13 protein-coding genes and 1 tRNA gene are annotated in these 12405 nt (G+C 61.5%); 9 read left to right on the top strand and 5 right to left on the bottom strand.

The features are described from left to right. Positions 1–72: 72 nt before the first annotated feature. From QCE48_RS10105 to QCE48_RS10080, 6 genes are read left to right on the top strand one after another with little or no spacing between them, the layout of a single operon-like run. Positions 73–402, top strand: a complete 330-nt coding sequence (locus tag QCE48_RS10105; RefSeq protein ID WP_309787966.1) for a hypothetical protein — start codon at positions 73–75, stop codon at positions 400–402. Positions 403–417: 15 nt separating this feature from the next. After that, entirely contained in the window at positions 418–813 is a 396-nt protein-coding gene (locus QCE48_RS10100; RefSeq protein WP_309787967.1) for a hypothetical protein, read from the top strand. Between the two features lie 35 nt (positions 814–848). Continuing rightward, positions 849–1334: a hypothetical protein gene (locus tag QCE48_RS10095; RefSeq protein WP_309787968.1), complete on the top strand. Its 486-nt coding sequence runs from the start codon at positions 849–851 to the stop codon at positions 1332–1334. Next, on the top strand, positions 1331–3553 hold the full coding sequence (locus QCE48_RS10090; RefSeq protein ID WP_309787969.1) for a transglycosylase SLT domain-containing protein: 2223 nt from the start codon (positions 1331–1333) through the stop codon (positions 3551–3553). The genes QCE48_RS10095 and QCE48_RS10090 overlap by 4 nt, the downstream gene beginning before the upstream one ends. Positions 3554–3566: 13 nt before the next feature. After that, positions 3567–4451, top strand: a complete 885-nt coding sequence (locus QCE48_RS10085) for a baseplate hub protein (protein WP_309787970.1) — start codon at positions 3567–3569, stop codon at positions 4449–4451. Between the two features lie 12 nt (positions 4452–4463). Continuing rightward, positions 4464–4991, top strand: a complete 528-nt coding sequence (locus QCE48_RS10080; protein WP_309787971.1) for a hypothetical protein — start codon at positions 4464–4466, stop codon at positions 4989–4991. A gap of 72 nt (positions 4992–5063) precedes the next feature. Here the strand turns inward: QCE48_RS10080 and QCE48_RS10075 are convergent, their stop codons facing one another. The 5 genes from QCE48_RS10075 to QCE48_RS10055 all read right to left on the bottom strand — a co-directional run bounded on the left by QCE48_RS10075 (position 5064) and on the right by QCE48_RS10055 (position 8108). Beyond that, the gene (locus tag QCE48_RS10075) at positions 5064–5693 is read right to left on the bottom strand and encodes a hypothetical protein (protein ID WP_309787972.1); all 630 of its coding nucleotides are present in this window, start codon (positions 5691–5693) and stop codon (positions 5064–5066) included. Positions 5694–5924: 231 nt separating this feature from the next. Then, positions 5925–5999, bottom strand: a tRNA-Val gene (locus QCE48_RS10070). Between the two features lie 66 nt (positions 6000–6065). After that, entirely contained in the window at positions 6066–6803 is a 738-nt protein-coding gene (dnaQ, locus tag QCE48_RS10065; RefSeq protein WP_309787973.1) for a DNA polymerase III subunit epsilon, read from the bottom strand. Positions 6804–6816: 13 nt separating this feature from the next. After that, complete coding sequence (gene rnhA / locus QCE48_RS10060) at positions 6817–7272, bottom strand: ribonuclease HI (protein ID WP_309787974.1); 456 nt, start codon at positions 7270–7272, stop codon at positions 6817–6819. Continuing rightward, positions 7272–8108, bottom strand: a complete 837-nt coding sequence (locus tag QCE48_RS10055; protein WP_309787975.1) for a class I SAM-dependent methyltransferase — start codon at positions 8106–8108, stop codon at positions 7272–7274. Before QCE48_RS10055 ends, rnhA begins: the two co-directional genes overlap by 1 nt. 29 nt (positions 8109–8137) lie before the next feature. Here QCE48_RS10055 and gloB point away from each other — a divergent pair, with 29 nt between their 5' ends. The 3 genes from gloB to QCE48_RS10040 all read left to right on the top strand — a co-directional run bounded on the left by gloB (position 8138) and on the right by QCE48_RS10040 (position 12045). Beyond that, the gene (gene gloB / locus QCE48_RS10050) at positions 8138–8941 is read left to right on the top strand and encodes a hydroxyacylglutathione hydrolase (protein ID WP_309787976.1); all 804 of its coding nucleotides are present in this window, start codon (positions 8138–8140) and stop codon (positions 8939–8941) included. Between the two features lie 158 nt (positions 8942–9099). Then, positions 9100–10713 carry a transglycosylase SLT domain-containing protein gene (locus QCE48_RS10045; protein ID WP_309787977.1) on the top strand — a complete coding sequence of 538 codons (1614 nt, stop codon included), beginning with the start codon at positions 9100–9102 and terminating at the stop codon, positions 10711–10713. Between the two features lie 102 nt (positions 10714–10815). Further along, the gene (locus QCE48_RS10040) at positions 10816–12045 is read left to right on the top strand and encodes an MFS transporter (protein ID WP_309787978.1); all 1230 of its coding nucleotides are present in this window, start codon (positions 10816–10818) and stop codon (positions 12043–12045) included. Positions 12046–12405: the final 360 nt, after the last annotated feature.

Genomic DNA, 12405 nt, shown 5'->3' with positions numbered 1-12405 from the left:
ACTGATACATCGGTGCTGATTGCGCGGCCTGTTGCACTTAAACATAGAAGTACGAACGGACTGGAGTGAATTGTGAGCGATACCAGCAAAAGAATGCGCACTAGCGATTCCGCGCTTTCAGTAGTGAGATCGAAGTCTGTTCCGGGTAGCAGTGCCATGTATCGGGCGATTGCAGACGCGGCAGTGGAAGAGGGCAGAAGGCGAAGCGCCGCCATCCGCAAACGGTGCATGGACGACCTATCGACCAGTATCGCAGAGGACGAAGCGAGACTGGCCGCACAGAAGAATCGCATCATGGACGGCGCAGGTATGGATGCGGCTTCGGAAAACGAACTGCGCACGCGAATCAACGCCCGTCTCGCGGAGAACCGCGCCACGATGGACTCCCTGCGCGGCAACTAACTACAGACCAAAATCATGATCACAATCGAAATGCTTAAGAACGCGCCGCTGTCCTTCCGTATGGCGAACAGCATGGCCGCGCCGCAGGACTTTAGCGACCCGGAGCGCTTGCGGTTCAAGTTCGGTGACCTCGCGATTGCGCTGTATATCGCGATGCGTAAGGAGACGAGCCGAAACGTTACGCGGTGGGAAGCGTACTGCGACACGTTCCATCGCGTCACCACTGAATTCATCGCCGCGCGGCGTGAGCCTAACTTCGTGTTCGCGTCGGACGCTTGCGAGGCGTTCGAAGCCACGGACCTCTTCGAGCGCACGACCGTGGAGGAAGCGCGAACGATGGTCGCGGAAGTGGCTAAGGTGGACGTGGGCTATCAGAAGTTTCGCGACTTGCTGATTGGCGCTGCGGCTTAAAGTTTCGACCTTCAAACATAGGATAACTATCAATAATGCTCGACAAGATTTTCCGCAGCGGCCTGCCCGAAGTGCCGGAACCGGAAGCACAAAAGCTGTTCGACCGCGAGCAGACCGCCCGCATCACGATCACGACCTCACGCGGCACGGTGGACGTAACCATTGGGGCGTTCAGCGCAATGACCGGGTGGTCCATCGAGCAGCACGCGAAGGACTATTACAGCGCGGACGACTCCACGCGGCAAGCCTTCACGAACGCAGTCCTGTCGCACGCTTCGATTGGCGATAAGCCGCTGGATAGCGATGCGGCGCGGAACGAACTGTTGGAACGGTGGCAGAACGTTCGCGCGGTTTTCGAAGGCGTTCTGGAGCACAACGGAATCGACCTCAACCTCCATTACGTCATGCGCGATGACCTCGCGGCGATGTGCGCAAACATCGGCAAGTCGATTGTCATGTATCAGGACGCAGTTATGACGCCTCTTATCGAATCGCTCAAGAAGGGAGAAACGCCGCAATGAGCAACCTTGACCAATTCACGATCAATTACAAGATCCAAGTGAACGCAGCTATCTCCGAATTGGGGAAGCTGAACAACGCTACCGCAAAGACGAACAAAGGCCTGAACGATTCGGCTAAGGGCGCGTCCGCGTTCGCAGACTCGATCACGAAGGGTATGGGCGGCGCGCTCCCGATTCTCGGGCAGTTTCTTTCGGGTCTGAAATCCATCACGGCTGAATTCGGCGTTATGGCCGCTGGCGCTACGCTCGTGACCGGTGCGCTGACGAATGCGATGCGTGTTCGCGCGCAGTTTAACGAGCAGCGCACGCAATCGCGCGACGCGGGCATGGCGGCTGTTCGGCTGGAAGACCTTCAGCGCCGTGCGGCCAGCGGCAACGTAAGCCGCGATCAGGTCGCACGCGCGGTAACGGGTTCGCAGTCGTTCCTTCGCGGCGCGTATGCTGATCCGACGCGGATAGGACCGGCTAACCGGCTTCTGGGAGCGATGGGGATTAACCCGGCAGCGGGCGGCGCTCCGATCACGAATACGGACTTCCTCACGCGTCTCGGCGGGCGCTGGCACGGCATGAACGATTCGCAAGTTCAGGCCGAAGCGCAAATGATCGGAATGGACAAAGACGTGGCTCTGAAGTTTAAGGAGTTGGGCGCGTCCATCGGTCAGATCGGCATGTCGCTGAAAGAGATGCAGCAATATCTCGACGTGGCGAAGAACGTTAAGACGCTGAATGACGAACTCGCGCGCTTCAACGAGCAGATCACGGAGCTAGGGCAGAAGTTCGCGGGACCGGTTCTGTCGAGCGTTACCACGCTCCTGAAGATGATTAATGACGCGCACCTTCCGACCACGGACGCTGGCGCGGCAGCAGCTATGAATCACCAACTCGGGGCAGGAGAGGACGCGGGCAGCAGCATCGCGGAAGCGCTCATTAACGACAAAGCGCAACGCGAAGCTGCGGCAAGAAAAGAGACGCAGACCGCGAACGAGACGGCCAGGTGGCAACGTGCCGCGCAGAAGGAACAGGAACGCCTAGCGGCAGAAGAGCAGTCGAAGAAGCAAGATTTGGCGAAGGTCGAAGAGCAGGGCAACGCGGACTTCCAAAGCGGCGTGAGCCAGATGGAACTCGCCATTAACGCGTTCGGTGCGGCGGTGGGTCAGTTCGGCCATACGATCGACGCGAACCAGATGCGCGCCGCGTGGGCGGGCGTGACGGGCCTTGCGGGCGGAATCTCGACCAGCGGCCATAAGGCACTCGGCTATAGCGAAACGCCCGGTAGCGTGGACTTCGACCCTGCGCAAGCGAACGCCCAATACAAAGGTGTCGCAAACAGCAGCGCTTACGACGCGATCATCCGGGACAAGGCCGCGAAGTACGGCGTTTCAGAAAGCACTCTGCGCGGCATCGTGGCTACGGAAAGCACCTTCAATCCGAACGCTCACAGCGACAGTTCATACGGCCTCGCAGGCATCAACAAGGTCAACTGGAAAGCCTACGGCCTGAACGACAAGAACTGGAACGACCCGGAGAAGAACATTGACGCGGGCGCGGCGATCCTCGCGGCCATGACGAAGAAGGCGGGCGGCGATCAGCGCTTGGCCCTGCGGTATTACCACGGCGGATTCGACCGGACCAAATGGGGCGCAGTGAACGCCGCGTATCCCGACAAGGTGCTGGGCGGCGGAACGGTCCTGTCGGGGCCGCAAGCGGTCGCGATGGACCCGAACTACAAAGGGCCGTGGCGCTTCACTGGCCCGACTAACGTGGCGGCGGGACTCGGGGAATCGCTCGAAAGCACGCAGCTTATCGACTTCCAAAAGCAAATCGCCGCGCGTGCGAACGTCTCGCTGTCTCAGCTTCAGCATGGCGAAGGAAAGCACGGTGACGTTAATTTCGGGCTTCAGAACTACATGTCCGAATTGAAGAACCGGCACGACGCGCTTAAGCAGGGTCTGGGCGTCTCGGCGCTTACCGATATGCAGCGCGCCAATCTTATGGGCAACCTGAAATCGGTAGACCTCGAAGCGCTTAACGCCTCCCGGTACGCGCCGCAAGTGCTTGCGCAAACGACTCCGGGCGGACGCGAAAACACGATTGGTCAAACGCCTATCGTCGTGAATATTACCGGCAACGTGAAGGACTTCCTGCAAGACGTTCGCGTGGAACTTCAAAGCCAATACGGCAAGGCATCCAACAGCGTAGCGACCGGCCGCAAACAATAAGGAAAACTGAAAAATGACTTCACTCAGAAAACGGAAACTCAAGGTCACGTTCCACATGCCGGGCGGCGATGTGATTGTGGACGAATCGTTCAACCTTCGCATTCACGCGCGGAAGGATTGTCTGTCTTCGCAGAACGATGCGACCATCGACCTCACGAACCTAACGCAGCAGTTCCGGCAAGAACTCTTGTCGCAATTTACCGCGTTCAATCGCCGCAAGACAGCCTCCAACCAAATCACCCCCGTCTATCTCGATATGGAGATTGCCGCAGGTTATTTGAGCGATGACGGAACGGACACGACTTCGACCATTTATCACGGTCAGGTCGTGGAGTGCGGCCTTGTGCAAGGTCCGCCTAACATCACGATCCGGATCAAGTGCTACACGCATCAGGTCAACAAGGTGGCGTTCATCGACCAACCGCCGCCCTACAACACGACCTTTAAAGAGTTGGTCCTGTGGGCGGGCGGCGTGATGGGCTTCGATGAAGCGCACATTAAGTGCGACACGAAGTATGACGGCAATATCGTATCCAATGCCGCGCGCTCCACGGCTATGGCGGGCGATCTGCCGCTGTACCTCGAACAGTTCTATCGACCGGACGTTGCGGCGTTTATTGACGACAACTTCCTCATCGTGAAGGACCGGTACAAGGTGCTGAACCCGTCCGATACAGTGACGCTGAACGAGTTTATCGGCATCCCGTGCTGGAACGAGTGGGGCGCGGAAGGGACGGTGTTCATGGACCCTGCCATTAAACTCGCGCAGGCCGCGAATTTCGTTCCCACGCAGAACCCTTCGTTGAACGGTGTGTATGTGGTGATGAGTATCGACTATGAGTTGACGAGTCGAGACGCGCCGTTCTATTGCCACGTGAACGCCAGCCCTGCGGCATAAGGACAAACGATCATGAGAACGACAGCGGAATTCAATATGTTCGGCGTGAACTATCGGGCGCGGCAGTTCGCCGCAGCGGGCGCGGTCGGCATGTTCTCGCGGCTGGACTCGATCCATCCGACCGAACTACTGGCCCTCACCGAAGTTCAGGCGGGCGACAAGGAATGGCACCCTTTGAAGGTCGCGGCGAATATCGACCGGTACGTGCGGGACGTTTGCGGCGCGATGCAGCCGCGCGAAGTGCTCGATTTGGTCATGTTCGAAATTCGCAAGCTGAACTTCGGGTTCACGGTGAGCAAGGTCGCCGTTCCCAGCCGGTTCCGGTCGCGCACGGATATGCCGGACGATCCGGACGGGCAGCACCCGGTGCTGGCTTGGCTCTTCGTGGAAGGGAAGGCGACATGGCGCGAGCTACAGGAGGACTACTCTTTGGAGGACGCCTTCACTATGCATCGCGAATTGCTTAAGTCGAAAGTGAAGGCCGCGCTGGAAGCTGAGGAAGCCGCGAAGGAGGCTAAAGCGAAGGCGAAGGGCGGGTGATGTCGCCAGTTGGGCGTGTCAGAAGGCCCGTAGCGCGGTTCGATCTGCGTTGCGGGCCTTCTGCATTCCGGCTCAGTGAAGCTTTGCTAGAAGCCGCTCCCCATCACTCGTCAGTTCCCATCGAAGTGTGTCCTGGTCGTGAACCAATTTGATTGCGCCCAGCGACTCCAACCGGATTTTCATCGAGTCGAAGTCGTTCGGCATGACGTGCACAATCGCGTAGTCTTTCAGTTCTGCGGAAAGCGTTTTGTTGAACCGCGTTTTAACCACCCGTTCAGCAGGCTTCGCTTTTAGGTGCGGCCCCACCAGACGGAAAGCTTGCAGATACGTTCCGTCCCAAAAGCTCTTGCCGTTGGAAGGGTACATGTCGCGGCCACCCAGATACTCAAAGTGAAGCTTCAGCGGAGCGTCCAGCGCGACTTCCGAGAACGCGCGGGCTGCATCGCGCTCCGGGTCCGGCACGAACCGAAAAACGGGCCGCATCCCGAATATCAGTGAACAACCGATCCAAGCCGCTGCGGCTATTTGCATCACGGCCCACACAGCCACTTCCCATGTCGGGAACGTAACAGGCGCGCTCCACTTAACGTCCGACAGGTGACCCCAGAGAGCCGCGCCCACCGTCGCAACGAGCGCGAAAATTGCTGTGGCGATTACGTTGCTCCAAACCGGGTCTTTCCATATCCTCTGGAAGAATTTCATGGCCGCGCGAGTTCGTCTGATTGTTGTTGGTTGCCGCCGATTGTACAAGGCGAAACGCCGGAAACAGGGCGGCTGCGCACGGGATAGACAGCCGCGCGACGGGACGTAGGCCACGAGTAAGGCGCGAACGTCCGTGCAGTTTTCCGTACCGGGCGCTGCGTACGAAAACTGCAAAAGAAAAAGGGCCTACGTTTGATCAACGTAAGCCCTTAATACTTCTACTACCGATTCTGGTGGGTAGTACTGGGATCGAACCAGTGACCCCTGCCGTGTGAAGGCAGTGCTCTACCGCTGAGCTAACCACCCGAAGAAGCAAAATTATGTCAGGGTTTATCGCGTTCGTAAAGTGATTCTTTAAAGCAATGCGCGAATTTATGCCGCTGCCTCGACATTTTCCACCACCGCCGGCTGCGCCCGCCAGACGCTCGTGCCCTTGACGGCCTTGTCGAGACCGTCGAGCACGGACTCGTGCGCGCTCGCTTCCTCGCTGCTCGCGGCGATCACGACCAGATCGAGATCGTCGAGCGCGATGCGCGGGTTAAGCGCCGTGCCCGCCGCCGGCACGTCGCCCAGCATGTCGATGACGAGGCTTTCCTGGCCGCGCGTCATCGCGAGATAGACCTCGGCGAGCAGTTCAGAATCGAGCAGCGCGCCATGCAGCGTGCGGTGCGCGTTGCTGATGCCGAACCGGTCGCACAACGCGTCGAGCGAATTGCGCTTGCCGGGGAACATCTGCTTCGCCTGCACGAGCGTGTCGATCACGCCGCCGCAGCATTCGGTCAGGCGCGGCAGTCCGAGCAGCCCGAATTCGACGTCCAGAAAGCCGATGTCGAACGGCGCGTTGTGAATGATCAGCTCGGCGTCCGCGATGAAGTCGCGCAATTGCGCGGCGACTTCGGCGAATTTCGGCTTGTCGCTGAGGAATTCGGTCGTGAGGCCGTGCACGGCGAGTGCGCCCGGATCGCTGTCGCGCCCCGGGTTGACGTAAAAGTGCAGGTTGTTGCCGGTGAGTCGCCGGTTGATCAGCTCGACGCAGCCGATTTCGATGATGCGGTCGCCCGTGCGGGCATTGAGGCCGGTGGTTTCGGTATCGAGTACGAGTTGGCGCATGGGTTTTCGAGGGTTAGTCTGCGAGCGAGGTCACGCCGCGGTTCGCGAGCGCATCGGCGCGTTCGTTTTCAGGGTGGCCGGAATGGCCCTTCACCCAGCGCCATTCGATCTGATGCTGCACGACGAGCGCGTCGAGCCGCTTCCAGAGGTCGGCGTTCTTGACGGGCGTCTTCGCGGCCGTCATCCAGTTCTTCTTTTTCCAGCCGTGGATCCACTCGCTGATGCCTTTCTGGACATATTGCGAATCAGTGTGGATCACGGCGTGGCACGGCCGCTTGAGCGCTTCGAGCGCCGCGATCACGGCCATCAGTTCCATGCGGTTGTTGGTGGTCGCGGCTTCGCCGCCGAACAATTCCTTTTCCTGCGAACCGAACCGCAAGAGGGCGCCCCAGCCGCCCGGGCCGGGATTGCCCTTGCAGGCGCCGTCGGTATAGATGTCGATTACTTTTTGTGCGGAGTCTGAAGTCATCAATGCTCGTTGCGGGTGTGCGGGGTCGCGACCGGGGCGAGTCCCGGCGCGAGGGCAGGCTTTTTGAGCTTGCGCGGGCCGATCAGCCGCATGCCGCGCATGCGCTTGATCGCCGTGATCATGTAGGCGGCGCCGAAGATCGGCCACCAGCGGTCGCCGGCCGCTTCCATGAACTGATAGCGCTGCAGCCATTTTTCGGCGACGAGCGGCGGACGATAGCAGCCGAAGCGTCCGCGTTCAAGGTCGAATCCGAGCAGCTTGATCCAGTCCTTGATGCGCGTGAACGCGATCATGTCGTGCGCGTCCGGCACGAACGGCCGCCCGGCGACCTTGCCGAGCGACTGCCGCGCGCCCCAGAGACTCAGCGAATTGAAGCCGAGGATGATCAACTGGCCTTCGGGCATCAGCACGCGCTCGGCCTCGCGCAGGAGCCGGTGCGGATCGCTCGTGAATTCGAGCGTGTGCGGCAGCACGAGCAGATCGACGCTCTGCGCCTCGAACGGCAAATCGAGCAGATCGCACCAGACGGTGCTGCGTCCCTCGGGCGCGTGCAGGCCGCGATTCGCCGACGGCAGCGACGCGACGCTCGGCCGCGGATCCGCCGTCGGACAACTGAAAGGGGCGCTCGCGCCGCTCGCGGCATCCAGCACGAGCGCGCGGCCGGTCATGCGGTTCTCGCGCAGGGCGTCGAGCTGAGGCATGCCGAGCTGCAGCGCGTGGTAGCCGAAGATGTCGGACACCACGCGATCGAGCTGTTCCTGCTCCCAGTCGAGGACATAGCGTCCGGGCGCGGAGCCCGTCCAGGCGGGCCAGTCTATAATCGATCGGTCAGACATTCGGGGTTGCCGCCTTCTTGAGCTCGCTTATGAAAACGCTTGAATACGTGCCGGTGCCGGCGTTCGAAGACAACTACATCTGGCTCGTGTCCGACGGCACCGACGCCGTCGTGGTCGATCCCGGCGATGCCGCGCCCGTCGAAGCCTATCTCGCGAAGCGCGGCTGGAAGCTGACCGCTATTTTACTCACGCACCATCATCACGACCATGTCGGCGGCGTCGGCGACCTGCTCGCCAGCCGTTCGGACGAGAACGCCATCCCCGTGTACGGCCCGGCGGGCGAGCGCATCGAGCAGCTCACGGCGCGCCTGAAGGAGGGCGACACAGTGAGCATCGCGAATCCGGCGCTGGAAGTTTCGGTGATCGACGTTCCGGGGCACACCGCCGGCCACATCGCGTATTTTCAGAAGGCGGACCCGCACGGCACCCCCCATCTCTTTTGCGGCGACACGCTGTTCGCGAGCGGTTGCGGGCGTCTCTTCGAAGGCACGCCGCAGCAGATGCTCGCGTCGCTCGATTCGCTCGCGGCGCTGCCCGAGCACACGCAGGTGCATTGCGCGCACGAGTACACGCTGTCGAACATTCGCTTCGCGCTCGCGTGCGATCCCGCGAACGACGCGCTCGCGCGCTGGCAGGACGACGCGAAGGCGCTGCGCGCGTCCGGCAAACCGACGCTGCCCACCACGATCGGCCACGAGCGATCGGTTAATCCGTTTTTGCGCGTCGACGATGCGAACGTCCAGGCGACCCTCGCCGCGCATTATCGGCATGCGGTTTCGGACCGGCTCGAAGCATTTCGGCTGATGCGCGGCTGGAAGGATAAGTTCCGTTAACCCGCAGGAAGTTGGGGCGAACTTCATCTGAAACGTGGAAAACGTCGGCAGATCACGGATTTTGTTCGCATTTCTGTCTTTTATATTGACGTCCGCAGTGCGCTTCCGTACCATCGGCTCCAAATTTCCAAGCATATTTTTTGGAATCCGAGACGTTCATGCGACAGATTCTTAGCGCGCTATTCGTCCTCACGCTGGCCGCCTGTGCCAGCCAAGGACCGACAGCGCCCAATTCCCTTGCTTCACTTCCCTCCGCTTCCAAACAGCAAGCCGTAGCCGACACGATCCGCCGAACCGCAGCCGCCAAGGAAACGATCAACGTCGACAAGACGCCGGTCGATTCGCTCGCCAGCGGCGACGCCGACCTGTGGGGCCGGATTCGTCGCGGCTTCCAGATTCCCGATTTGCAGAGCGACCTCGTCGACATGCAGGTGAGCTGGTATGCGCAACGTCCGGACTACGTCGAACGGATGACGGGACGCTCCCAGAAATATCTGTATCACATCGTCGAGGAACTCGAGCAGCGGCACATGCCGACCGAACTGGCGCTCTTGCCGTTCATCGAATCGGCGTATAACCCGCAGGCGCTTTCGGTGGCGAAGGCGGCCGGGATGTGGCAGTTCGTGCCGGGCACCGGCCGCGACTACAACCTGAAACAGAACATGTGGCAGGACGAGCGGCGCGACGTATTGGCGTCGACGAGCGCGGCGCTCGATTACCTCTCGCGTCTGCACGACATGTTCGGCGACTGGCATCTGGCGCTCGCTGCCTACAACTGGGGCGAGGGCAACGTGCAGCGCGCGATCGCGCGCAACGAGGCGGCGGGCCTGCCGACCGACTACGAAAGCCTGCGCATGCCGAACGAGACGCGCAACTACGTGCCGAAGCTGCAGGCGGTCAAGAATATCGTCGCGAATCCGCAAATGTACGGTCTCGCGCTGCCTGACATTCCGAATCACCCGTATTTCGTGACCGTCACGACGTCGCGCGACATCGACGTGACGATGGCGTCCAAACTCGCCGGCATGCCGGTCGAGGAATTCCGCTCGCTGAATCCGTCGTTTGCGAAGCCGGTGATTCTCGGCGCGACGAATCCGCAGATCCTGCTTCCGTTCGACAACGCCACCGCCTTCCAGCGCAACCTGAAATCGTACACGGGCGCGCTGTCATCGTGGACCACGTACACGGTCACTGAGCGCGCACGGCCGGCGGCGATCGCGGAAAAAATCGGCGTCGACGCGGACACGCTGATGTCGGTCAACCGCATTCCGGCCGGCATGCGCCTGAAGCCGGGCTCGACGATCGTCGTTCCGCGCAACGACGACGACGACGAGGACATCAGCGCCGATGTCGCCGAAAGCGCGGTGCTCGCCGTTGAGCCGGACGTGCCCGACACGCGCAAGATGGTGATCCGCGTGCGCCGCCAGCAGTCGCTCGCGACCTTCGCCGACCGTTACAACGTATCGGTTTCGCAGGTGCGGGCGTGGAACCGGACGCGTCGCGAAACGATCATGGCGGGCCAGGTCATGGTGCTGCACGTGCCGGTCGGCCGCGCGGTGCCGGCGGAGCCGGGGCCGGTGCGTGTCGAGACCGTGTCGGCGTCGAGCCGTTCGGGCGGCGGCGTGACAAAGATCGGCACCCACGTGCCGGCGTCGAAATCCTCGCGGTCGGCGAAATCCGCGGGCAAGGTCACGAAGGTGTCGGCGAAGAGCGAAACGAAGAGCGAATCCAAAGCGGTCAAGCCGGCGTCCTCCAAGAGCAAAAAGAAGTAACGCGCACGATGCCTGATCCCACGCCGTCACCAAGGTGACGGCGTTTTCATTTCCGCGACGCAGTTAAACTCCTGCTTTAAATACGAAAAGCGCCTGCATCGAATGACGTCCTCCGTTCGTCTGCGTGTGTTCTTGCTGTTTGCCGCCGGTTATTTCGTTTCCTACGTGTTTCGCGGCGTCAATCTGGGCTTCGCACCGCTCATCACTCACGAACTCGGCCTCTCCGCCGCCGATCTCGGTCTCCTCACGTCGCTTTATTTCATCGGCTTCGCGCTCGCGCAGATTCCCGTCGGCGTGCTGCTCGACCATGTCGGGCCGCGCCGCGTCACGGCCGGCATGCTGATGTTCGCGGCGCTCGGCATCTGGGTCTTCGGCATGGCGCACGGGCTCGCCGCGATGATGGCGGGGCGGCTTTTGATCGGCGTGGGCGTGTCGGTGTGCCTGAGCGCGGCGTTCAAGGCGTCCGCGCAATTCTTCCCGGTCGCGCGCCTGCCGCTCGTCAACGGGATGACAATGGCCGTCGGCGGGCTCGGCGGCGTCGTGGTTGGCTCGCCGCTCGCTTCGCTCCTCGCGATCGCGGACTGGCGCAGCGTGTGCGTCGGCCTCGGCGTTTTCACCGTGCTGGTCGCCGGGGCGATCCTGTTCTTCGCCCCCGACAAGCGCGATCCGCACCATCAGGCCGACATCGTCACGCAATTCAAGGGCACCTGGCACATCCTGAAGAGCGCGGTGTTCTGGAAGATCGCGTCGTTTTCCGTCGTGACGCAGGGCGTGTTCTACGCGATGCAGTCGCTGTGGATTCGCCCCTATCTGCTCGACGTGATGGGCCTCACGCCCGCACACACGGCCGCGCTCGTCTCCGTGCTCGGCTTCGCGATGATGGCCGGCTGCATCGGCTTCGGCGCGGCGGCGCGCACACTGGAGCGGCGCGGGGTCTCGGTGTACGCGTTTTGCGGCATCGGCATGGCGCTCTACGTGCTCGTGCAGGTGCTGATGCTGTTTCGCGCGCCGCTGCCGCCGGCGCTCTTGCTCGCCGCGTATGGCGTCTTCGGCGGCACGGGCATCCTGAGCTATGCGGTGCTGGCGGAATACTTCCCGTCGCACATGATCGGGCGCGGCAACACGACCCTCACGCTCGTCATCTTCGTGCTGATTTTCGCGTTTCAGGTAGGTATCGGCAGCGGGTTGTCGCGATGGCCGATCGAGGACGGACACTATCCGGCGATCGCCCATCAGACCGCCTGGGGCGTTCTGATCGTGCTGCAGATCGCGAGCGCGATCTGGTATGTCCTGCCGAGTCGCGTGCTGCAAAAGACGCGCGCCGTCCCCTGATCTCTCAATCGGCCGATCCGCGGAAAAGGGTATCAAAAAGGCGCTTCTGGAACGCGTCTTGCGTGGACGCAGTCTCAAAATTTGGCGGAAGGGGTGGTTCCGCGCTATAATTCGAAGGTTTGAGCACATCAACCCGCACCCTAGCGCCTACCTCCCACACACCGTTCATCCGCCGCGCCTTGTAGCACGCGCCGCATGCCGCCGAGTCCCTGCGCCGACCGTTTCGCCCCGTGCGAATCCGGACCGCACGAGCTACCGCCGCGAACCATGCGCCCGCCTGCAAGTCACGCGATGCGGGTCTGCGCGCGCCTTTAGGCTGCGCGCGACCCCGACACAGCGGATAGGCAGGTCGGCAACAGG

The organism is Caballeronia sp. LZ024 (assembly GCF_031451455.1).
In the GTDB taxonomy this organism is placed as follows: Bacteria; Pseudomonadota; Gammaproteobacteria; order Burkholderiales; family Burkholderiaceae; genus Caballeronia; species Caballeronia telluris.
This window is presented reverse-complemented; position numbering and strand designations above follow the sequence as displayed.